We start from the raw sequence: 26,969 nt of genomic DNA on the forward strand, positions 1-26,969 counted from the left end.
GAGGTAATCTTCAAAAGTTTTTGTTGTTCTTTTAGAATTTCGTCTTCTTGTTCGGGAATGGGTACTCGATTCATACGAACTTCTACTCTCATATCGGTATCTACTTTTCGTATTTTGAATATTATTACAAAACTTACGTATACTATTTAGACGAGGTTGGAAACTTTTACTAGGTCTTTACAATCTAGCCCTTTAATCGAGTGAGCTTTCTGTTTAGCTATCTTACTGAGTTTCACACAAACTGCTTAATCTGTTTCCGTTACTTTTCCTTCGCGCATTCTATAACTTAGTTGTTTTACGAAATTTGGACGTTAACCGTTCGGATTTCCTGTAGTTTAGATTTCACCCTTTACTCTTTCATAAAAAACTACGACTCAATTTGAGACTTCCGCATTGGATACTGTTTCGTAATAAACGAGAAGGGTTTCTAGTTCGGGTTCCTGAACATTTTGTGCTACCATTCATAAAAGAAGAACTATTTCCTCTTTTAACCCTTCTACAGTTTTTACTAAGCAGTTTTAATCTTTTACGGGTTCGTGCGAAACTTTTTCGGTTTGGGCTCTAATACTCACATTTTTTACATCAAGTTGTGCATTTTTTCGTTCTTCAGCTTGATTTATGTTGTGCTGTCCTTCTTTGAGCAAGTTTTTAACGCCATTTATTTCGTCTTGTTAATTACCAACGTTTGGTTTAATGTAACTACGTTAGACGGGCGCGTTTACGCGTCGTTCGCCGCGAATTTCGTCGGTAACTACATGGATACGTCGGCGGTCCTAGTTGTTAGTGTTGAGTTTTCAAACCGGATCCGGAGTGTAGTTACGGTTGGCGACGTGTTAGTGGATTCCGTAGGGGACGCGGATGCGGTAGCGGTGTCTATAAATTACGGCGACGGAAACATGTTTGATATTCATTACTGGGGTTTGGATGAACCCCGAAGTACAAAAGATTTCAATTTTGTTATGTCCTAGGTTCTCGGGTTTTTCTAAATCTATTTAAAGAATGACTACTTCGATTCTTTTTGAACGGTCTTCTTGTTTTTTTACTTGACCTATTTAAATTGGGTCTTCGTAATTTTGCTTTTGAGTACTCATACAATCTTTTTCGTGGACAAGGACTCTATCGTTACTTATCAAAGAATTTTGTATACCGACTTAAACTTCTTCGGATATTCGGATTACAATGAACACTTCTTTCGGGTAACCGTGTCGCACTCGTCCGTGTTGGCGAAAGAGGTAAATTATGATGTAGGTTATGAATTTGGCAAGTATTATCTTTTTTACATGGAGTTCTTATAGGTAGACCTACTAACCCCATGAAAAATTTATTATCATAGAGTAAGGACGTTTTGATTAATTATAGGGATTAAAGAAGTTTGCTCTTAATGTTTATATGAACGGTTATATTTGATTGAGAAGATTGTAATTTGAAACACTGAATTGGTTTCAAATGATTTTTTTATGTAGTGGCATCCTGAGTTATACTAGAATCTATTCAATGACCCTTTCGTTAGACACTAATATAGTGACCTACATCTGTTAAAGAACAAACTTGCCAATCTTGTTTAATTTCGTCGGCCAAAGCTAAATCAACTTTAATTAAGTTGTCTAGTTTTTAATAATCGAGTCCGTTAGCTAGCTATGGGGAGAGAATTTTAACCACGGCCACCACAATAACTATGTGTTGTTGAGCTTTTGACGATAGTTCGTCCACAAGTAAAACGATGATCAGGACCAATGAATGGACGTTAACGTGTTTGTCGTTTACAAATGAGTAAGTTAATGAATGGTCCTCAGCGATGCTAAAGTCTTCGTTACCGACGCTACTCGGAACCAAAACGTGTGCAGGCGGGGAAGGGGCGACTAGACCGGAAAACATGAGATAACTTATTCACGGAAGGAGTGAATTTCGATAAAGGTCGACTTTAACTTACCCTTCTTCGTCTCGTAAAAGAATTAAACGGGAGACATCGTCGTCACTCGTATGTATTAGGACTACGTTTTGTCGACCTGCACGAGTGTTGTTCATAAAACCGTATTAAAATTCAAAAGTCCTGAATGCTTTTTAGAGTTCCAGCTCCGTTTTTTACAAAATTACTCCCTCAAATCTATCTGATTTACTGGCTTAATTTTTGTAAAAAATTGTTTCTCTAACCTCAAAAAGCATTCAGGACCAAAACAATTCTTCAAGTTTTAAATTAGAATTCATATATGAATACCGATTCGTAAGGAATTACAATAGGACGGATATTATCCAATTAATGGATCAAAAATATCCGATAAATGATACGACTGACTGCGATAAAATCTACTTTGTTATCGCTGAGAAAGGTCAATATTGCCTTTTGTGTTTTTGCTAGGAAATAAACTATTGATGTTTCTTCCGTATTTTTTTCGTGAACAACTAAAATAATTAGTTACATTCTCCAATGGTGAACGTGTCGTTAACTTAATATAACGGTTTCTTTACTTTCTTTTTTGTCCGTCATACAGACGGTTTTAACTGTTCCAATCACCACCTTTCGCATCAACCTGAAATCAAAAACGATATTGTCGTAATCGTTAGCTTGCTTTTGTTTTAAATGGATTTCTAGTAGGACTTTAACGGAAATATCTATACGAGAATAGACCAAATTCATTACCAACCCAGTTACGTAAATTAACCCACCCTTATTGTCCTAATTCTGACTTAGTTCTTCGTTAATTATTTCATTATCTACCTTACTTTCCGACCTAAGTTTTTATGCTATAGTTAGTTCCCCTTGTTTGCTCGGTACTATAGAATAACCGTGACATGTGAAGGGATAGAAGTAAACTCCTTTTTAATTGTTGAAATATGGACTGTGGATTTTTTATATTTCTACTTTACCCTCGGTATTTTCGGGACAACTGACTATTTAAATTACTTAATTTTTTGTTTAACCTTTTATTTTTATCTGGAAGTCAAGTTAATCAACTAGGTAATCTTTTTGACCGAGGATTTCTTCTATAAAGTATAGTTGCGAAATTTCTAGTTAATTTAGTGAATTTTTACGTTGTTCGCGTTTAAGACGTTTTATATTTATGGAAAGGAGTTCTTGTTAAATTAGCTTATTGAGTTAATGTTGTTAATAATTTACTCGTTGGAAGTCATTCGTCGCTTCTGGATTACTCAGTTAAAACCTCGGTCATACTATGAGTTTTTTTTAAGTTAGTTGAAGACTAGCTAGAACTATATGGTCTTTTACTTTCTAGCCCTACCTTGCTTATAAAATTTATGGTTGTACCGAGAATAGTCCTTGTTCGTTAGAGTAACAACACCTGTCCTGCAACCCCGGAAGGAGTTAAATAGCCTCCGTAGGGTTCATTCTGCTAAAGAAATCTCTATAACTCCTCATTTTTACTATGCCGGAATTTTGGAGACGTTTATTAAGTCTGAGTTTAACTTGCTGTGTTTAATTAAGGCCTACTTCTTTTCGGAATAGTGGAGTAATAATCGTATCTTCTACTCAATTTATTGAATCGTCTTAATTTTTTCCAATTTTCCCTAAATAATCTTCTCCAACAGCTACAATATTCGGTATTTTGTTGTTTACGTAACCGTTTCTATTTATCACTATAACTCCTTAACTAATTATTAAACCTTTTCGTTTTCTTTTACTAAGTTAGCGAATTTTCGTAGGTACTTTTTTATCTTGCTAACTTCTTCGTACATCTAACATGTTCGAACCTTCTGAGAAAATCTAATAAGGAACTACTCCGTTCGTTATTTTATTCCGTGTGTCAAGAAGGAAATGGAAGACTGAATAGTTATCGTTTTTTTTAACGGCGAAACCTGAAGAGATATCGATCTCGAGTCCTCTTACAAGTTCCTGAAGTTAATTCGTAGTTGATATACCAGTTTCTTACATTCTCAGTTTTTAGCTCACATTAACATAACCACAGTCTAAAATAGGTATGGTTTCTTTTATGGGACCCTGTACGTAAGGATAGGAAAAAGAGTAGAAGCATATTTTCATACAAATTTCTTAATTTTCTTCGAGATTTACTCCTTAGTTAACTTCTAGCAAATTTATTTTAGTTTCGTTATAATCCGTAATCGTTACTTGATGCTGTTCTTTTTCTTTAACGGTCAGTTAAAGTCTTTGATTTTCTTCTTCGTGTTCTTCAAGATTCATTTTTTCCGTAACTTCTTTACGGTTATGATTATCTTGGATTAATTAACGAAAATAATTGGTTATTTAGGTTTTACTTTTTAGGTCGAGGCTATGTTTAGCGTGATAGACGATACAATTTTCATCGTTTTACCACCACAAATATTATCTGTAGATATTTTAGTTAATGTATTGGCACTATACGAGATAGCTTGTCTAATGGATATCGTGGTGGATTTTATTCCGAATAGGGACGGTTTTCATTGAATCGTACCGAGCGTCATGCTATGTCGGTCTATCGTTCATATGATGAGTGATAATTCGATTTCTGCCGTTTTTTGGTGGCTACGGTTAGAGGCCGTGGCGAATTTTTTGATTTTCGTCGCGGTCTTAATATTCGGTTTCATTCTAATTTGTAACCTTTTTGTCCATTACCAAATATCCCTCAATTTTTTCGTGAGTGGTTCATAAATGAACGAACTAGTGTTTATTAATGATGTTCTGAATTATATTTGGTACCGGTAAAAAAGTATATTTAACGGAGTAAAGGAGAACCGGTGACTATAACGGTTGTGTTGCATTTGTCTCGAGCCCTACAACTTGTAGAACAGGGTGTAGCCCAGCAGATACGGTTGTTGCTCGTGTGAAAAGTACGAATGAACGACTTTGTCGTTAGCTTTGTGGTATACAGCATCGTCTGTTCGGTCGTCCCCGACTTGAGTACCCTACTTGACGACGAGGACTACATTAATTATTTTTCGCGTTAAGGAGCGGGTTTGCTCAGTTAAATCCATTATGAAACAGCAGTCGTATATTTCAATGGAGACGTCGGTTTCGTCTTGGCTAAAGAGGAAAAACTGCACAAAGGAGGTTGCGGAATAAGTGAAGTAGTGCCTAATTTACGTTAAGTAGGGTTAGGTAGTACAAGTGTAGTAGTTAAACTCCGGTGCGTAGTATGGTTTCAAGTCATTTCTGACTAAGGACCAATATAGGTCCATATATCGCGGGATAGAGGAGTCGGCATTTCCTATTATACCCTCGATTGGTTTCTCTCTTACGGGATTATTACACCATGTAGCGTCAAACTGTTCTTGCTGCCCGGAACGAAAGAAAACGACACCATATAACAGACAGGAATTAGTTTAGTTCTATTTTTGAAGGGTATAGATGACGTGTCTTTAATACTTAGAAGACCATTTATTATACTTTAACTATCGAAAGTATCCGAAGATATTAAAGAAAAACATTCTCAACTGACGCGAAATTACGGGTAAATAGGTTGAGGTTTTCTAGAAACAGAACCTGTGTTAGTTAACGGCCTAGTTTTAGCTTATTTAATCGATTGTTTTTCGCCCGACATAATGCTTAAGACGCCATTCGTAGACGTAAAGAGAATTATTAAAGTAGGCTTTACGAGTGAAGTACAGCCATTAGTCATCTCCGATGGGTATTTGCATTTTATAGTCGTGGCACAACTAATTGGTTAACTAGATTTCGTTGTATTAAAGGAAACCTAAATCTTTCAAAGAATGGAAGTCGTAGGTGGCATATAGGTACTCAGTTATGCCAAAATATTCCTCGTTGTGGTATGTACCGGTGCCTTCATCAATTGCTCCTCAATTTGGTTGGCGCTACGACTAGACTCGGGAGCTTTATTTATAGACGTCCTTTTCGGTTTCGTAATAAAACAACATTTTGTGTCTTTACTCAATGAGGACTCAGTTTGGTGTGCAGGTACCATAGTAATTAAAAGAGTATTTTGAGTCGTAGTAGGGGATCGTTGAGAAAATGTAGGTAAAGCTTGGTCCGTAGCTAGGGGCTAAAGAGTTATTCATTTCGCTGGAAAAGTTAGTCGAGTTCACATAATCCTACGTTAAGTGCGCAGCGCGATACATGTTTGTTTCCGTATCCTCACGGGGTCCGAGAAACAGAACTATACGTGGTCAGCCCAGATAAAAGTTGGTATAACGATTATGCTCGGAACGGGGTTAGTCCTTGGGTTCAATGAAATAGTTAAAGAAACTGTTATACAAGGGAATTGACCGAAAATAGGTATCTCTATTTGGTAACTCCGCATCGGTTTTTTTAGTAGCCACTAAATACGGCGGTCGTTACTCCTATTGATACAGATTATAAAAGAAATCGATTTTCCTGAGGAAAAAGTCGATTTTGTGGATTCTACCAGAGTAATCGGAAGTTATGTCTTTCAGGTCGTTTTTCAAGTTGTAGTAGTCGTTTTGTTGGTAAAGGAAATTGACCTAATTAGTTTCCATTTAATATGCGAAATGGTTGGTCTATTAGTAGACCTGGTACTCGCCCGCGTCATACATGTGAAGGACATGGGCTGAGCCATCACTGTACGAGTGGATTATGGTGACCATGTTTTGCTAATATTTTTCCTACAAAGTTAAAATTTACAAGTTTAACGAAAGGAAAGCGGCTCGGTGCATAACATATAACTGAGTAGGGTATTGCTCGGTAGCGTCTAAGTTGGTTTAGTCATCGCTCATAGGTTATACGTAGTGGTCATAGCTGGTTCCTTATTAGTTAGCGTCCTACGTTTGTATGGCGAAGTAATCGTCCATTTCAGGTACCTCATCAACAGGTTTATCCTTCTGGATCCCCGAAATAAAGACGTAAATGAACTTTGTTTACTTATTTAAGAAGTCCTAAATGACGTTTTTTTCGCTGTAGTTAGCTACCTCTCCAAAAGAGTAGTATCAGTTGAAGACGAAGTCGATTTCGTCTTGGTGTTAGTTATGTGGTTACATGACCAAATTTTGGAACAACATTTACTGGTAAAAATTAGTAGTCGGGGTTACGCGCGTGCTATAACCGAAGTATTGCCTTTAGGTATCACTGTATTCCTAACTTGGTTAGTGGTTTTTGAGGTTCGGAAACTTTAAGAAGAGCGACTTACAGTTAAACCGACCGTCGTATGAGTGCCGTAAATCGTGCTTTGAGAGCTCGCCTATGGAACAGTGGTTGAGCCGGATAAAAAAAGAGATGTAATTCAAGTTACCCATTGGGCACTGTTAGGGTAGGTCCTTGTTTACCGCGCAGTATAGGTGATTCACTAAAACTAAATTGTTATTACAGAAATTCTTAGAATAAATTGCGTACAGGCGTCACGTTTACTGGTAAGCGTATTCCACCTGGTAGTACGTCTTACTTTGCGAATGTAGGTCGTGCCCGAAATGCTTAAAAAAGTATATGGAAAAAACGAACGGTTAGTCGGTTTTGGAGTCCAAGAGCCCATCGGTCCGAACGGAAGTAGCCTTTACTTCATAATCCTTCCAAATTACATAGAAATATAAGACGGTATTCTCAAGCGAGACGTTTTAGCAATTTGAAAACCACTGAAGAGTGGGGCATAGTCCTATATCGAGCGTAGCCCACGTAGAATCATACTTTTTGTAAAACCTTTTTGCGCGTAATAGGGACGGGAAGGTTTTACTAAAAGTAAGTTGGCCGTGAGTTTAGATGTGGATCGAAACTATATCTCCATTAAAGTAATGTTAAGAACTCCTTAAGAAAGCGGTGGCGTTATAGTAGTATTTAGACACGTTAATTTCGTAGGTGGCTTCACTTAAATTGGAGTAGTGCGTTAAACACGTTCTTTTTGTGGACGTTATTAAGCGGTATATAACTGACTAATTTTAGCTTATCTACTTGAAGGTTTTATAAAAACGACGGTAGATGACATCCTGCCGCAGGTTGTAATCGCTGTGGTATTTGGTAAAACCTCCGTTAAGCCTGGACTTGACGTTTATGAGGAACATCGCCATTGCTCATGGCTACTTCTCGGTCTAAACGACATCCTTAAGGGGTGACTGCAGGCGCAGGTAGAGGTACATTATGTGCGGGCGTTTATGATATTCCGGATGGGTCTATAAACCATCGATACGAGTTGAGCGGTAGGACATTTCGACAAGATTAAGCACAACTTGACTAAGCTAAAAGCAACTATGTTTTTAAACTTATTTATAAGTGTAGCGTTCGTATAAGTCTTGACTCAAGGAAGTTGTTCGAGTGTAGCGGAAGAGATAAAAACGGTTTTGCTTTTAGGAGTGGATACTCATCTATGAAGTGTAACTCACATCTTTTGTTTATTCATGCACGTTTTAGACGGCGACTACAAACGCGATTAGGTGATAATTTAAAATCTGTCATATATATTAGTTAGACCGTACTCGCATTGCGTAAATTAAAAAGAGAATTTGACCTCTCAGAACGTCCACGAAAGAGGACAACCTTTATAAGAGACCCGACACCGAGTTTATCTTATTCCTGATTTCCGTTGAAATTAAGTAAACGAAATCGAGAATTTCAGGATTATTCTAAAACTACTGGATTTACGTGTGGTAGTTTTAAAGGTTATCATCGATGGTGTGGAAATAGTTTTCGTCTTTTTACAACTTAGGGCGCGTTGTTAAAGTATTATTAAGTTAGCACATTGAGCTTTGGATCATCATATGAACAAAAGACGGGTCAACTCTTTATTATTCTTCTAACTTTTATTTAATAATCCGCAGCAAGGTCGAGGTCCTCGTTCGTTTTCGTTTTTAATCCAAAATTTTCTAAGGATATAAGAGACTTAAAGCGAAGCAACGGGGCTCTATGTAAAATACTAAAAAGACCTACTCGTCTCGCCTGTTAGTTTTGTAGTGTAACTCGAGGCACGTTTTATCTCAAACGACAACTCGGATTATTATTACTTTCTGGCACGAAAGGTACTGAAGGACATTGTTAGTTTAGCTATACAGCGAGAACACGTTAAGAATTTTAAAGTAAAAACCACCTTGGTTTAAGTTATTTAGCCACAAAACGTAGGTGAGGATTGAAAACCGGATTTAGTAACTCAAGAAAAAGCCGAACGAGAGCTTATCTATTAAGTTGGAGTCGTTTAGGCCGTTTTGGTCCTATACGTATACGTCCTTACCCGAGATGCTGTACTTGATTATAGTTTAGTCGCGGTAAGAGTAGTCGTTAAAAAAAACGGAATACGCGACGATATTATGGTTGAAGCAGTTTCAGTCATCGTTTGTTATGGGAGAATATGTAGTAAAAGAGGAATTTTAAGGCTACGGATGAATATCTGATCGTCTAAATTTTAATTAACGTAATGTTTATCTTGTACAAAGAATAGTTTTTCTATTCATAATATTTAAAGGGTAAGAAACATTAAAATAGAACTAAGTCTACGCAGAACGAAACTATTCAATCTACTTAAGAAACGTTTAAATCCGGAAAGAATTATTTTGGAATTACAAAAATGTTATTTGAGAATCCCGTATAAAATCAGTTTATTTAGGTTGCTAATCCTCAAAAGTTACGGATTCCGAAAATGGGTAAATACGTTTTTTCAATTAGAATCAAATATATTGCTATGGAACTGACAAATAGGGTTTGGTTCGGATGTTGTTTCATCGGATGGAGGACATTTTCTACTTAATTCGAATGAAAAAGAAGATAACAAGAGATTTTACTTAACGCAATCACGACTTCAGTTATTAAAAAAATACGTAGCGAGTTTGCTCAACCCACAAATAGCGAAACATGTAGCGCTACTACGACTAGTAATAAATATAGTAGTTCTGCTAAAACTTTACCTCCTACTAGTAATAGTACGAGTTAAACGTTATCGGTAATTACTCCCATTTAATCTATCGTAAAATCTACATAACGTCTTTATAAGCTAATAAAGACTTCTCCTTGTATTTTCGAAACAGTTTCGTATAGTACTTCGCTTACGATAAGGATTTCTTCTAGAACGTTGTTTCGTTTGCAGCCAACAATGAGGACGTCGATTCGTCTTTCTTCTGTTTGGATGAAAGCCCCCCAAGTTTGCTCCTAAAAAGGAAAGTTTATTTCTTGGTAGATTCCTCAAACTAATAGGACTATTTGGTAGGTACTTATGTGAAACTTTAGGTCGAGAGAACTGATAAGAATTTTAAGTCGCACGGAGTGAAGTCCGTGCAAGGAAGTAATGGAGTCTACGGTTGTAGTTAGGTCTAAAAAGAGAGAATTAGATTATACGAGAAGTCGAAATCGTTAACGAAAGGCTTATCGTAATCGGAGAAGACTAACAAGACCACGGTCAAAATTATTCGCAACGGTTATTGAATACCGTAGGAGTATTCGTACTGAGTGTTTTCGTAGGTAGCGTTCGTACCGATTACGTAGACCGACTAACCCTAATAAAAAATTATTAACTGATTTTTAGAGCCATTAAACAACCCATTTAACGACTAATAAGTCTTGGGTGTTCGATACACGTATTAACTACCGCTTAACAAGTAGTAGACCTAATTTAACTATACGAAAGCGTTTTCGTAGATGTCGTAAAACGACAAATAAAACCGATCATATATTCGCAGGGTTTTCTATGGTAGGAAATCGTGAAAAACCTCACAGTAGGTTAAAACGCGCATTAAATAGCTAATTAAGAACGCCTGAAAAATGCCTAAGATTGTAAAAAAATCGAACAAGGACTCTTAAGTCAACTACTTGCACGAGAACGGTAGGTGGTTTTGGTGGGGTTATTTTTATAGGTCGTTTACGCTCATTTTTATATCTGCCCTGGTCGTCGTTTGGGCGATATTTTACTGCGGACTTACCCATTTAATACTTGTATGTCCGGTCAGGACAATCTGGACGATTATTAGGGTTATTGGTGGTAAGTAAGTATTCTTTGAGTGATTAAAATTTATTATGGACCCAAGCTCTTGGGAGAGGTACTGAGTGATTGGATCAAGTTCACTTCATACGAAGAAGAGAGCTCAAGATTTTGTTCAAGCGGTCTTTTATTGTTTAGGATCATTATTTTTATTTTCTCCAGGTTTGGTGTCATTTTTTCAGTGGCGGAATTGACCACCAAACTTATCTTATTTTAGCGGTATTGCTCGTCAATCTATTAGTGAATAAAGTAATAGTGAGAATGGGAGAAATTGGTAAGCTATATGAACTCGTGCGTTCAGAAACCGATTGAGTCGTAATCTTAGGCGGTTTAGAACTAAAACTGTTTGTTCCGTGGCGTTTAGAAACTCATTTACCAATTTGACTCGAAGAAAAACTCGACTTAGGTTTCCTATTTACGACGAACGGGTTTGACTACTTGTATTTTTTTCATTTTTAGGTTTGTTCTACTCCAGATAAGAGTACTTCAGACGAGGTTGACGAAATAGTTCCCATTTTGGAGAAAATTGGTATGGAGAACTCAGTATTGAGGGTGTACAGCTATTGCTTAATAAGGAACAAATAGTTGTTGTTTTCAGAGACCACGAGGTATTTGAGGATTTAGTTAGCGTTGGGAAGGTAGAACCAGGACCTATTGCTCAAATATCCCTAAGGGGGTAACGAGATTGGTAGCCTCACGTAGTCAACGAAACAGAAATATTAAATTGGGTATTTAACCATAAGGAAGCGCACGGTCAACGTTGTATTTTTGAACGAGTAGTTATGTACGGCTTGTGGTTGACCGGGTTTGTAAATTGTTTTAGTGGACTAGCGCATTAACTAACCTTAATTATTCCCTTGGGCCTCGGACGTTAACTCCATCTGATTTGACTCCGTTACCGAAAGGGTCGACTTGTCTTCCATTGAGTACACCTAAATCTCTATTTGGTGCGGTTTCTTTTTGTGTTTCGTCGTTTTTTTCTCATTAACCTTATTGGAAGGTAGGATAAAAAAAGTACGAAAATTGAGGACTTGTGGTTGACGATGGCTGACAGAAAAAGCTATTATAGCAGACAGTCAGTTACGTTTTTTTGGTGGTCGATTTTAGTATTTAGGTGGGCGGGTTTAGGTCGCTTAATTTCCAAATATTATCTCGGAATGGCTGGTACTTAATAATCAATTACCAAGTGGCTCCCGTTACATTTATAGAGATTTTCCACAGTGTAGTTAACGGCTAAGGCAGTACCCGTAAACTGGATAACATATGTTGGAAAAGAGTCCCATTTAGTAGAAGCAGAATGGAACTATTAAATAAAATTTAACGCGAAACCAAGGGAATATCAACCCCGGTCTATTACCAAGAACGACGTATTTGAGCTATCTCATTGGAACGTCTCATTGAAAAAAAGGTCCGAGGTAAACGTGTAGTAGAACATGTGGTATTCGACATCTGTGGCGTTACGGTTAATGGCATCAACGGTGTGGATTTACACGGTCTTAGTAAGGGGTTATTCGGACGGGATGGACCTTATTTGGTGCGAGCATTTAGGCAGACATTCGGCGGACTCAGCATGAATTTTAGTGGGTCTTACGGTCCTAGTTCGGGTATTTCCGTCATTACAGTTTAAGAGAGCTTCGTCATTCGTTGTTTTACTTTCCTTTATTTTTTGACTCTTTACGGTAAAAGGTTTCAAAGAAATTGTGTAGAACGGTTGCTAGTGATAAGGTAGAATTTACTTATGGTTAAGGGTAGTTATTGTCGTTTCCTTGGTAGTTGCCTTGTTTATGGCGTAATTTTATCCCTCGTGGATGTCTATTAAATGGATCGGGGTTGGGAAGTTGTTCGTTGCCTATGTGACAAGGGTAATTTTGTCATTCGTATTAATGGTGATTCTTTTGTAATAAATTATTGTTGCGTGAAAGAGCCCTTTTTCCTGAACCCAACGACGGACTTACGTTCGAAACACGGGATTTTTCTTTATTATTATTTCTTGGCGGTTATTGTTTATCATTTTTAGGGTTATACATATTAGGTGCAACGCCTAGATGCCGTTTACGTACTTGGCTCCACTCTTGTGGCCTTGCATGTTCTTTTCATGGTTAATTCGAATTTCTTTTTCGCCGTTACCGGTTGTTGTAGCAGGTGCGAAATTTAACAACCGCAACGAGTCAGTGACGGTTTCTTACGTTATTTCGTCAAGGATGGTCGGTTCCGTATTTTCTTCGCAAAAGCTGACCTAGGGTTTTGGTGGTAGGAGGGGTTGGATTGAGAGCTATCCGGGTGGTTGAAGGATTTCATTAGGGTCGTCAATTTGTTGTGGTCCGTCGATTCCAGGTACCAGATCAGGTAAACCTGGTTGACCAAAGATGGAACGGCCGGGTTTCACGGCGATATCGTTTTCGTTTTCGGTGTCTTTTTGGTTGTATGGGGTATATGTTGTATCCGCCTACTTTATCTTTGGGACCTAGAACATTATTACCTAAGTTTAGTGCTGGAACTCATAAATTTTTAACTTTAACCGCATTTTTTCCTAACCTCCATCAGTCATTTTTGTCTTATTTTGGATATGAATTGGTCGGTTCTTGTTGATTTTGCGCGCATGCGTATCGGAATAGCTCTGGGCATGACGTTTTTCGATGTTCGTTGTAGGTTTTTGATTCTTATGTCTGGGTATTGTTGTATCTTGGAAGTACAGGCGGGGTATGACGTGTCTCAAACATTTTGGTTCCATTCCTTTATGAGCTCAATGAATGATGTATTTATTGACTTTTTAGTAAGAAATTTTTCGTTTCCCAGTCCTTTTTTATTCTGTTCCGGTATTTCTTTTTGACCGTCTGGTGTATCCATGGACGTCGTAGGTAGGTTAATGACGCGAAATCAACGTTGGGATGTTCTCCTTGTTTCCGTTCGTAATACCTGCTTTCGTTTCGGTTTTAATTTCTTTTTTGGGGATTAAGACGTTAGTACTCACATGGAAAAACCTATTTCGCCGAAAGTGAAGGCCGCCGTATATTAAACGTAGTACAAAGCGGTTATGAACACTCCGTGCTTTTACAACTAATAGTTCGTCGACGGGAAGTCGTTGATGTGGGACGGGGAGAGCTTTGTTTAGTCCTTCTTAGGGGAATATTCAATGCCATTAGCAGAATAGTTTTAGTCAATAAAATTTCCACTGTAAGTTTGAAAGAAAGCTTGCCTGTTACCTTGGCGAGAATTGGTAAGGGGGGTGTGCTTATAATACGACAGCACCGCGAAGTGGTCAATGTTGAACCCAACCTCATATTTTGTTCGATTATAAAACAGAATCTCGTATATTTTGGTTGCGACGTCGTTACCTATTTTATCTGTCCCATTTATGATCTTAGTAATAGAACGCAAACGCACGACCTCAGTAGAAATAGCGAATTTGGTAACAACATTAAAAACCGCACAAACGAAAGGAAAGGTAAAGTATGGATTATTTAAGTAATGATTTTGTTGTGTTTGGTTTGGTATTCGACCGGTGTGTATTTACCTTATAGGAGGGTAGCGGTTGGTAAGATTTTTGACTAAGTAAATTGAAGGGGAAGTTTAACTTAGAACTGGGTTCTAACAGAAAAAAGGGATTCGTTATCAAGGACCGCACGAAAGGGATTTTATTAGGTGTTTGTTATATTTTATTTAGGGCGATACCAGTTGTTATTCCCCATATTGTACGACGGTAGTTAAAACCCAAACCGTTTTTGGCTGTTTCACCTAGGAACTACATTCCATAAGGTGGTTATTTGACTTATTACTTATTAACCATTTAGTTCATAAGGTTGATTTCAATTCTACCGTTACTAAAATAGAGGTAGAAGAAACGAAAAATATCGTATCACTCAGCGATTTTAGCGGCGTATTTCGTTATTTTCCTAATTAAGTCTACAATTTGCTCGTAGGGTTTGGGTGGTGCGGGGGGTGTACCCGAAAGGGGTCTATGAAGGTCAATGGTCGCGTTCTTTTCGGTATGATTCTGGGTAAACTCGGTGTTATAATTAGTTTTCTGGACGATAGAATTATGCGGTTTGGTTTTCGTTATGGCGATTTTTGGGGTAGGTTCGTATCTCGTAGTAGCTATTTTTGCGTGACCCCTGTACGTGTATCTATTATGCCTTACGTAGCGGAACAACTATTAGTCCGCCTCATTTACGGTCAGGGGTTTGCTATGGTTGTTTATTGCATTGGTTTCGTGGATGACGGTTTCAACCTTATTCCGCAGGTCGTTTTAATATTTTATTGAATCCGCTACGGTCAACCATATTATTAAAGGTGTATCCTTATTAACTTTAGTTTTTTTCGCCTAAAATAGTGCATAGGTGAATAAGCGTTTTAGGTATTAGTTCTGTCAAACCGGTTTTATCATTTTTCCCTTAGTCGAGGATAAGTTGTACTGACTACGCGTAGTGAGGTCGTTAACGTATTCCATTTTTAGGGTGTCGTTGATGGCTATAACGACTATTGTTCCGGTCTATTCGCGATTGACCATTTGGAACGTACCGTTATAAATTTCAAGGTGAAGGTTTTTATTCATTTCCATTCCAATTACCATTATTTTAGTTTCGGTAGTTTTCTGGAAAAACCAACTGAGGCTGTGGTTTGCGTCGTCGGTTCCGTGTTTCTTTTTCATTTCGCCCTCAAGGCGTTTATTATCATTCGCGTTCATGAAGACAGAGGGTATTTGAATTACTTTTGTTATTTCGTTAATTCCCCGTATTTTACTCATTGCCGTCATTTAATTTATTGGTCACGCGTTAATGAAAACGTGATTGATCGTTACCATTACTGACTGGTCTTTGTTAGGTAACAAGTTAATGGGGTACGAGTATTAGAACAACTTTATTCGCGAGACGACTCTCGTTATTTCTGTTCTCATAGCGGTAGGTGTGGTTAGGTCCTCGATATCAAGATTCGTTTTACTAGAGACCGAAATGACATTCTCCTTTGTATTTTTCCTTGTAATTTTTTTTGTTTGTCCTCAACTGATTTTTTGCTTAAACTGCGTGGACTTATTCGTTGAGCGCAAACGTAACAAACCATTTATTTCGTTTACTACTTTAGTGTTTGTTATGAGGAGTATTAGTCTCCTCAACTCACCGTTAACGACCACGCTGCAGTTATTATGTCGGGGTGGGACGAAAGCTACTCGACGATAAAATAGGTATTAGACACATTACCGGAATAGTAGATTGCGGTGATTTCCGAGCAGTTCGTTGGTATTAAATTGTAGTCTCTTGGTGTTCGCATCATTTGGTCGAACGGACGCGACAGGACATCTATTATCCGGCGTCCCCTATAGATCTACTACAAGTTCAAATTTTTAGCTTCGCTTAAGAAAATCGAATGAGTTAAGTAGCAAGAACTACCATGCACTTGTACTTCTTCATATTACTTCTAGTTTTTGTGTTAAAAGAAAATTGCAATTTAATCCTAATTAGGGACTAAACACTGGTTGTTTTGTATCTACCGCAACTATTCAACGAGCCAGGACCAGATATAAAGCGGGATCTTTAACTTAAAGTGGGACTACGCCTACTATATTTGGCCGCTAATTAAAGTTATTTCAGCAGAACGGACGTGGTAAAGAGGGTGCATTTACTTAATTAGGGGGACTGCCGTTTACTTTTCGGTGGAATAAATTATTTCCGAATAGAACTATTAGTTTTAGTTCCAATTAGTGTAGTTCGTATCCAGTTATTATGTGACACCCAACCACGGTTGCGGACCTACTCCGTATCGCTTTTGAAACTTGGTAAAGTTGAAATATTATAGGTCAAGTCGGCGTGAAGAGATGGTAATTCAGTAATTTAGTTCATGAAAACAGTAAGGGTGTTTCCACCTTTAGATAAAGATGTACTTCGCGATTCGGTGAGATTTTTTATCTAGAGGCGGAAGCGCCTCTACTGTATCTGATATAAAGATTGTTCAAGTGAATTATCGTCACGGCGATGGGATGAGCCCGATATGAGATTATTTTCTTATCATGAACTTGATTTTTTGTTTTGTTCACAATAAAGTAAAGGTTCCAAAAAAGTTTAAGGTCTAGCGAAGAAGCAAGACGCTGGTAGAGAGATTTTCGAAAATGTCTTCTCCATAGCGTAACGTGTTTTTTCGAGTTTTGGGTCCAACATTCAGGAACTGAACGTCGTTCGTGGAATATGAGTCCGCTAAAAAGATTGAAACAATAATGAAGGAGTTCTAAGACGCGTCATCGCAAAAGTTCAACAAAAAATTTTAAGTTGTCTTAAACCGAAAAATTATTTAGTGGTCATTTAAAAAATATTAGTGGTAGATTAAACACTGAGAAACGTAACTTTTCTACCTTAGATAAAAGACTACGTAAAAAATGAACTCGAAGTATTACTCATGACTGATACATCTTAACACCAAACTATTCTTAACTTCGTAATCACTAGTCTAGTCTTGTTTAAAGTAAAACAAAGAGCTAATAAAAATACCTTGAATTTAGTAATAATAGCTTGTAACCTTTATCTAACCCTGGTTAGTAAGCTGAGTTTAATAGTCTACAGTAGAACCAAAAAAGTAGTAACCGTTGTAACAAATTGTAAGAATTGTTCGTTTTCCGATAAAAAACTAATTAAAGACTCGCAACAAGGTTCTACACAAAATAAAAAAGATCTATTAAAAGTAACAAGACAAAGCGAAACTAATTTCACGGATTAAGTTATCGACATTTGTTCTCGAGCAATAACCGAACATTACACGGGTTTTAACGAAAATCATGAACACGTGTAACGTCTTAACAGTAAAGTCACTTTAGTTAGGAAGGAACAAGTTAAAGTCGTTGATCCCGAAATGCGGAACCAAGACTTTTACGTCTATATGCTTTTTGTGGAAGAAAGAGTTGTAGGAAGAAATTAAATAATAGATAGTCGAACTACTCTTAATTACGACGTATGACGTTTAAGAGTTAAAAGAAAACAGAATTAGAAAGTAATCTTCCGTATTATAATGTAAGGGGATGTTGAATAACTTATATGAATTTGATCGAGAACGCATGAGAGAATAACTCTCGGTATTAAAACAAAAATAAAAAATTTCCAATTACTACCTTAAAAATCGAGTTATGCCATACAAAGAAAATTTTAGTCACTGACATCACTAACGGAAAGAGTATTATAAACGTCCAAAAAAAAGGTACTCGGCGTTTGGGTTCGGATTTGACCTTTAGTGTAGTAATTTACTCGTAGTACTAGTATAGTATAGGTATTACTTGTTTCTTCAAGAACCGTTTTTCGGCGGCTTTTTCTTTTTTTTATTTCTTCTTGTCGGTTGAGAAATACAAGAACTAAAAGTACCCCTGTAATCTCGGAGGGTCCATCTTGTTGAATCTCTCCTTTATTGTCGGTATGATACGTAACGTTTTAGACCTCTACTTCAAAATCAAGCGGACCTATCAGGACCACCCCATCAGTTATCGATACCTAACCGACGCAGTGTCGAGGTTGCATAAGCACTATCTTTATAAGGTAACTGACACTCATAACTATTTTACCGGCGGTCACCGCCAATAGATTACAGGACACAACGCTTAGTCTAGTAACGTCGTGGAAAACGCTAATAACCGAGATATCCACATCATCGGGTTTAGGGATTAAAGGTAGCGACCGAATTTTTTGTGCTATAACTGCACCTTAACAATTGACGGCCTCTCATATTTGCTTGAAATTGTAACGATCCACTCTTATGACTTTTTCCGTTCTTTTTCCGAGTCCTTCTAGACCTTTTTTAAGTACGACGAAAATCTTTAATACATCGACTTGTAGCGCTTGTTGACCTATATCTATTTCAAAGATGTCCTCTTGTAACCAATCGGTTTCTACGGAAACGAGACGTAGAGCAGCTATTTAATACGTGTTCACTACTGATAGACTATCTTTTTTAACGTTTGAAATTTCGTAAGTTTGATTGACACGGTGGGTTTCGATGAGATCGATTATTTAACGAATTTGGTCGTTACTCCAAATACGTTGGGACCCCAATTGGTTAATTTAAGTCGTCAACTTAATATTCCTACTTATTATTTTTCGAAATTATAAGTTTTATGACTTAGTTGTCGACTTAAACTCTATTACCATATATTAATTAAATCTAATGTATTACCTCACTCGATACTCACTGAAATTTTGTTTTGACGGTCTAGAGTTTCTCAATCGAAGTTACTGTTCGTTCAATATATGTCTATAGTTTTTTTCACAACCACTTTAGCAAGTCAGGATATTTCTTTTATCTCGGGTTGTTCGTCTCCTTTGCCTTTTTTGTCTCGTTTGTTGTTTACATCTCGGACAATTTCTCCGATTCGGATTTTTTTGGCAACTTCTTTCGCGTAGATTACTTAGGTGCGTTGGTCAACTTGGTGGTCTTCTTGGCTTTTGGCTACTGTGCTTTGTCATTCATCAAATTGACTAATGTTACATCGGACCCACTTCGCATCGCTTTGGGCCCTGAATGTATTATATACACTTAATAGACTGTGTGGAACGGTTTATCGATTGAGTTCTTTGCGAAGTTTGAGCAAGCCCTGCCCATTCTGGTATAAATGCGTAAAAAAGATGGTTTCACCACGCGGAGTATAAGTTTATTGAACGTCGTACACGTTGATGGGTTAGACTGAGTACATTACGAACTGATTATTCCCGATTGAGTCAAAAATGGTTTACAAGAAAATCCAGATATGGGAGACATGGTCTTTCGACGAGGACTGAGTAGCGAAGATTATTTCGAAGAGCAAGTCTTGAGCTACATAGACTAAGACATACGCCTCCGAATATAAGTGGAGCTTAGAAAACACCATTTAGAAAAAGTGAGTTTTAAGGAAACCCTATGTCTTATCAATTAGCGAGCTGATTTAATCGATTGAGAGATTATAATGGACCGGTCGATATGACTGAATTGCATCGGTATCGTAGGCCGTAATTCGCATGCGATCCAGACAAAAGTGAAAGCTACGCTCTCTAGTTGAGTAATTTATTATTACCTTACAGGAGACGAGCAAGGGACTCTCCTCCGTAAAGATACCCTTTATGCAATTCGGACATTTTATTTAGGAGAGACTTGAAGGGAAGAAATTAGCGAAGGAGGTTTAAAGATACTCACCGTCGTTATTAGGAATGTAAGTGTAGTTATGAAAATAATCTTGGATGAGCGAGTTTTGTTGCGAGAACATTATGGGCATTATTAAACTGAACGTACCCATTGCCGTATAGTGGATAGAGTAGTTCTTTATTTCATGGCGGTAAACGATTAAGTTTAGCAGGAACCGCACTCCATTAGCGCGGTCATTTACGCGGGAAGAGTACTGGTTTATTAAGTGAGAGTTCGTCGAGAGGCCCTTACCGTGGTGTCAATTATCCTTATTTTCCGAATCATCGAGCACTTCTGTCTCTTACTTATAATGCACGATGTTGGAGAAATGGACATGGTCTAAGGGGATCTTAATCTTGTGAACGAAGTCATAGTCTATGAACGAGATAATTAGACGCTTGTAATGCTTATGACTGTGATAAGGGGTGTTCCGACGCATTATTTCCTAAAAATACTAACGACGATTATTATCTAAACTGACGAAGGAATCGTTAAACCGTAACTACGTTCCTAAGGTAATAAACCCGTATTCATTTACCCTTGCAAACTGTTCGTTGTTGTAACGCATTCTCCGTAACTCATAATAAATTAAAAACCGGATGCTCTTATTGACCTTGTAACCCTTTAAACAAATGGTTTCGTAGGTCGAGTAACTAACAGAGGACATAACGAAGTGAACGAGGGTCTTCATATTGTAATCCGAGTTATAGTCGGTGAAAGGTGAGCGATATGAATAACTGAAGTCATCTAAGTGGTTATTTTAGTTCATACCATGCGTTGCACAACGGTGCTGAAAGTAATAATAGTTACTATTTTTGAAACAGTAATTATGAGTATTTGAATAGGAATTCAAAATATATGAACGTAATAGTAAGAAAGGAGGTTTTCGCTCCTTTCTAAAGTTATTGAGTGATAGCTATTGTGTGCTAATTAAATTTGCGTAACGTGACTAAGGGTTTCGTATTGAGAACCGATGGCTAACAAAATCACCGTGAATGAACCCAAAGAAAGTGTTTTACGAACCGCACATATATAGGGTATGCTGACGTTTTCCTTAAACGACGTGCACTTGGCGTTGGAACGAAAACCAGTATCGTGGTTAGGTGTGCTATTAGTAATTTCGCTCCCCGTCGTTTTGAGAAAAGGGCTATTACTATTCCAAAACCTCCCCATACTCTATTAGGTCATCGTGTTTGATACCAGTATTTTGGTAATGTCGCGGTCGGAAACGTCAAACTTGACCAACTATCCATTACACAATTAGGATATAACATCCGTTAAAGTAATAGCGAGCTTATTAGCATTGGATCGTAAACCGTTATTGCTAGGCGATGCTAAAACGGTGTAAGGAATGGTAGGTGTCATGTTATTAGGTCTGCGAGGGGATCTATTCATCCTACGGTTTTTAAAGCTTTTCGAAATAACACGAAAAGTAATCGTAAACTTACTGAGCTTTTCCTTGTTTTATTTTTTTGATTTTTGTATTTCATTGCTTTTAACGAGTAATTTTGTTAGGAAATCGCTAATAATTTAGTACAATCGGATACTGCGAATGACCATGTTCTCATTGTATACCATTTAGTGATAACTAAATAATTTACATCGTGTAGATTCAGTTAAGTAAAAGTTTATAACCGATAAATACTACTAGTTCGACTTCCTTAATCGAATATATCCTAAAAGTGATAGTTATTTATTTACGAGATCGAGTTTGACTCTTCGTTCTACTAATGGATTTCGGACTTAAGGTATTGCAAGTCATCGTACTACCGGTGTCCTTATTATTACTTATGGATTAAGAAAACGAACTATTATTCAAGCAAGTCTATAAAGGGGCGACTATATTCGTAGGTGCGGATTTGCCTTACGTAGAAGCTATTTTAGGACACGAGGGGGTGATGTGGTTCGTTATACACACTAGCGAAAAAGTGATGGACGTTACTTGTTACCCCAAGCAGCATTGAAAAAACAATTTATAAGTCATTTGAGATGAACGAAGTAACAAACTCGATTGAAAGGACTGGTGTAGTCTAATAGTCATGGAGGACGGGCCACGCATACTTGTTTCAGGTGAAGTTTATTAAACCGATTTGTCCGTAATAAAGGGTCTAGTCATACCGTTAGGTTTCCTTCTACTATACGCTTATCTAAATTAAGTAATGTGTTATTAAATATTTAAGCAACTGCGAAGTAGGGATATTGGTAACCACGAAGTGGCGCGGTTTTCATTGGTACTACTTGATTGTTTCGTAGACGTGGGGTACGTTAACGGAGTCACTAGCGGAGTAGTCTTCGCCAGTGACGTCATGTTTAAGCCGCTTAAACGAGAAATGGAAGTTGAACGTAAGGTAACCCTCGTATTAGTGATATAGCAAGTGTCGAGTTATCAACCACGTCCATATTCCTATTAAGGAGAAATCATTAGTGGCCAGACTTTGAGAGAACTACAGTCGCGGATTATTTCTATTAAAAAGAAGATATGCGAGCATTGGAGATAGATGTACTATCTATGCGAGTTGTCATCAAAGTGGTAGTCGTTGATTAGGTCGGTTTTAGTTTGACCGACTTCGTGCATTTAGTCAACGGTAATGCCCACGAGGCCAATTAGCAAGTTGAGGTAATTAATAACGTCATAAAGGTAATTCAACTTAGACGCGCGGGTACGCAACATTAAGAACATGCACGTATTTTGCTAAAAGTTTATAGCAAAGTTGATATCATCTCCTTGGGAGGCGTTGACTCAAGTAACGGTATTTAACTCGAACGTACAGACAACGTTTTCGTCCTATGCCACGCCATCTTTATAAATGACGAACACCTGCAACCAATACGTACAATTCTGAATGGGTTAGGAGTGGATACCAATTGAGACGCGGTCGAAGAAGTTTAAATGTATTAACGCTATTATTGCATAGTCCTGCTTGAGCAAAATGTCATTGTACAGGAGCCCAGTCTCGAGGACGTCGGTTTATTCAAGGACGGAGTTAGGCCAGTCTGTAATGACTTATCCACGGAGGTCTTTCTCTGAGTTGTGGAAGTTAAAGCTAATAACTCCAAGGACGTGGTCTTTAAAAACGTGGGTAAACTTAATCTTTTAATCGATTTAGTTGGTGAAGTCCGAGTGCTCGTCGTAAAAACTATTAACAACAAGGAAGTCGGTCCCAACGACGGTATTCATACAAAAGTCATGGACATTGTCACTGACATAGTTTGTAATTTGCAAACGGAACGTTCGCTGGAGCAGCTGTTGCTCGTAACTATATTGGTAAAAAGTGCCATTATAGTCGCGGGTATCAAAAGTTACGAAAATTTACGTTTAGCTGTCCAGAACAAGGTTATCGTGTTGGAGGCCCATTTCTGTGTAGACGAAATGGTTTAGCTCGTTCATTTCCGGGGTTGTGATTTTAGCTTCGGGCGTACCAAAATTGGTTTAGTATTCCTCGTTGTTTGAGTAAGTGAACTAACCGTAGTTGAACCTGTAAGTAAAAAAGTAGTTGTTAATTAACTCGCGGATTAACTGGTTCGTTGAGGTAGTACCATCACTACAGAAAGTCTACTCCTTGTAACCTTTACCACTGTACTAGAGAACGTTCATTCGAACGACGGTATTATCCATTTCGTCGTAAAAAACGAGGGCTTTATTGATGAAGCGGTAAATCACGGAATGGTGGTAAATAATTATTAAATAGGTACAACGTAGGGGGTAAGAAGAAAACAGGTGCAGAAGTACGATTAGCGTACTTCGGACGGCCACCATTAGTTAAGAAAGTTAACGCGTATTTGGGTGACGACAGACCGCTGGAAACAAAATAAATTTTTTTGTAGTGACTGATATCAATAGACCATAACTATTGGTAGGGGGAGGTGAAACTACATTCTTTGTAGTAGCTACCGAAATTTAAAAACAAGCTAAAGAAGTAATGAATAGTAATTTTAATCGAGTGTTTAACTTTATTTATGTTGAAAACTGTTGTTTCGATAGACTCTACTTTGTTTACGTAGTAGGTTATAAGACAATAAGGTTTATTTTTTCTTTTGGGCCCGAGACCGAGTGTGGCAGTGGGTCCGATGTTAAATATTAGGATTTTTTCATTGGCGAGAAATTTTTCATCCGTAAGGATAATCTTGTTAGTTTATAATGTGTCGGAGGTTTTACGGGAAGTGTGGCGTTTTGAGATGATTTCTAACTCAAAGCCATCCGTATGGATATTAAAGTTTTTTGAATAACAAAAAAAATGTATTAAAAGATCGAAGCTATTCGTTACGATTTGGTCGTGATAGTGTTACGAAATGTAGTGAATCTAGGTTTGATTTAGCCAGTGAAAATAGAAGGTAGTTTCGGACTATCTCGAACCGAGCGTGCTGTTGATGACTGAATTTACAGTCTAGTTGTGGTCCAAATTTTAATCGTGATGAGTGTTAATCCTTCAGGAAAATTCAACAAAAACTAGGTAATTGAACTACTGAAGCAGTTATGACCTTAAAACATTACGCCGTCGTTTGACGCTTGCCTTTGAAACGTTGTCCGATTGGGGAAGTTGTGATTCTAGTATCTAGAAGGTGACTGGTAAAAATCGTTGTTCTGATATTCTGTTACCTTATAAAACTGGAAGTCGTGCTTATTATTATGACAATTGTGCGTTTTTAGCTCTCAAGTTTCTCGGAGAATTTCCATTTTTAACATACGAAAGTAATCACATAACACTGTTTCCTGACCTTATTCATGCTTAATGGTTCGCGCATTTGCGAAATCTTTTAACGCGAGAAACGCTTAAGCAACGGAACCAGGTTCGAACAGAAGGGTTTTGTCTTGCACTGTATGGACGCTGTAGTTGTTATCCTTCGTTTAAACAAAGATGTCGCACTATTTATTATAAGCCTAACGAAAAGTTCAACAGGAATAAAAGGAAATCTCATCGTTACTACAACAACCGTCAAACGAGATTGTAGCCTTATCCTCTTAAAACACTACGTAAGTAATAGCCTCTATTTTAGTGTGACCGTTGATTATTTTAACAAAAATAATAAGAGTACAAGACTGGAATAAAAAATTACAATTTATCATCAACTGGTTAATTTAAAAGATCTTATTAACGGAGAACTCAGAAAGGTTAGTGCAGAGGTAAAACGTTTATTCCTACAAGAAATAGGGGAAGTAGGAGTTTCGGACCTTGTTATGATTATATTAACCTTGGTTCGTTGGGAAGTCAGTTTTACGCACGCCTTCGTAGCAGTATGCCATAAAAAAATAGTGAAGCGTTTGCGTATCAATGGAAACGTAATTCGAGAGGACCGACATTGAGCTATACCCAATGAAGAGGTTAGAATTGAGGACGATGTCATTGTCCACGGGCGTGAAAATTCGGTGGTTATAGCCATTTTAGTCGGCAATGTAGTATTGACAGTACTCTAGGTTTTGATCTTTTTAATGAATGAAAGTAACAGTACTGGTCGTTTCGGTTATATGGTTCGTTGTATTTATCCGGTTGTGATTTTAGATGCATTGCAACGAATGAGTAAATGGTTAGAGGTTAGTAGTAACGCCAGTTGTTTTTTAGTTCAGGATTATGTCGTTCGCTACTTATTTGATGACAAAATCAGCAGCGAACTGATTATGGAAGACGTCATCCGTGTGTAAGTTTTGGGACCTTATGTCTTTAGGTCCAATGTTGTTTTCGTTTTTGGTTTGAAAATTACTATGGTGACTCATGCAGCTAAGCCTTTAGGTGTCGACGAACGTATAACCTGGTCTTTGAAGGACGTAGTTGTGGATTGGTCACTTGTGGTTATTTTATTGGTGGTTTTTATCGTTGTCGTCTTTTTTAGTTACGGTTTTCTCCATTACATTATTTTGGGCGATATTTTGCTCCTATTTATTGAGAAGGATTTCCTAGTTGAGGGTAGTATAGGTATGAACTATTAACAAGACAACGAAAGTAGTTTGGTTAAAGCCGTCAATTTCGACTTGGACGTGCAGGTCGTTTGTTGTTTCGTGATTAATGACCAGGTTCAAGAGAACTCTATGAATTCCGATTATTGACTGGGTTGACCGAACTTCGCGGTTTAAAAACGTTGCATAATATTGGGACTTCGGGGTGTTGGTAAGGTTATTTATTTCGTCTTTGTTGTTATTAGTTCGTGCTGTTTTGTGGTTGTTTTACCTAAACTATTGCGTTGTTTCCGGTTTCAAAACTTTATGGGCCCGCAGACTTGTTGTATTTTTTGTCTTTATTCGGACTCAAAGGGTTTAAAACATTTTGGGCACTTGATGCTAATGGGTATGCACACTACTTGAGTTCGTAGATTATCGAGGAGATATATGCGAGACCGTCCTATTACTTTTCCTTGTTGGGGTAGGCGAAGAGGTACGTATTTAACAGACTAGACTCCGAGTCTACTAACTTACTCAAGTAAGCCTCAAGGAACCGGATACTAAAAAGGTGGTCTCTAATCTATTTATATTAGACGATATCTTGTTCAAAGAAGTTGCAGCACCCTCTGTTATTAACACCAACATACGTTGTTGAGTAAGTTGGAAAACTAGTTTGCTTGGTTTTGTGGATTTCTTTATCCCAGAACAGGCCATTTACCAAGTAGTATGTAGTATTCAAGTCCTAGGTTTCGATACCACGCACGATTTCGTTGAGCAGACCGGTATGGTGGACTGTTAACTCGTCCGTAGTTTCATCGCCGGGGAGCGTTGGGATGCCGAAGATCGAAGTAGTTATGCTACAGTGCGTTGTACCTGAGTAAATTAACTCATACGAGGGCATTTCCTTTTCGGTGTAATAGTTTGTGACTATCTACCCATTTATTTCGTCTTGAGACTTTTTCGTTCGGGTACAAAGCGGATCGGAGTATGTTTCGGAACGCTCTATTAACTACATACAGAACTGGTAACTGAACTTATGTCGGTGACAGTCCAGAATCGACTCGTGGTTAATTGACGTTATTTCATCAAAAAGGTCTTGGTGAACCGGGGTATTAACGCCATTAAAACGGTGCGACTTGGTCGTATAGTTATGGTAACTTATACGT

Annotated in this window: 4 protein-coding genes; 3 read left to right on the top strand and 1 reads right to left on the bottom strand. The window is 37.8% G+C overall.

Translation table 11 applies throughout. The features are described from left to right. Nucleotides 1-518: 518 nt before the first annotated feature. Nucleotides 519-644, bottom strand: a complete 126-nt coding sequence (locus DGG96_RS21305; RefSeq protein ID WP_276309318.1) for a hypothetical protein — start codon at nt 642-644, stop codon at nt 519-521. A 22,318-nt stretch (nt 645-22,962) separates the two neighbouring features. Between DGG96_RS21305 and DGG96_RS09400 the strand changes: the two genes are divergently transcribed. The 3 genes from DGG96_RS09400 to DGG96_RS09410 all read left to right on the top strand — a co-directional run bounded on the left by DGG96_RS09400 (nt 22,963) and on the right by DGG96_RS09410 (nt 25,854). Further along, the gene (locus DGG96_RS09400; RefSeq protein WP_110142468.1) at nt 22,963-23,310 is read left to right on the top strand and encodes a hypothetical protein; all 348 of its coding nucleotides are present in this window, start codon (nt 22,963-22,965) and stop codon (nt 23,308-23,310) included. A gap of 2,049 nt (nt 23,311-25,359) precedes the next feature. Beyond that, nucleotides 25,360-25,569 carry a hypothetical protein gene (locus DGG96_RS09405; protein ID WP_110142469.1) on the top strand — a complete coding sequence of 70 codons (210 nt, stop codon included), beginning with the start codon at nt 25,360-25,362 and terminating at the stop codon, nt 25,567-25,569. Between the two features lie 60 nt (nt 25,570-25,629). Beyond that, nucleotides 25,630-25,854, top strand: a complete 225-nt coding sequence (locus DGG96_RS09410) for a hypothetical protein (protein ID WP_110142470.1) — start codon at nt 25,630-25,632, stop codon at nt 25,852-25,854. Nucleotides 25,855-26,969: the final 1,115 nt, after the last annotated feature.

Source organism: Legionella qingyii (genome assembly GCF_003184185.1).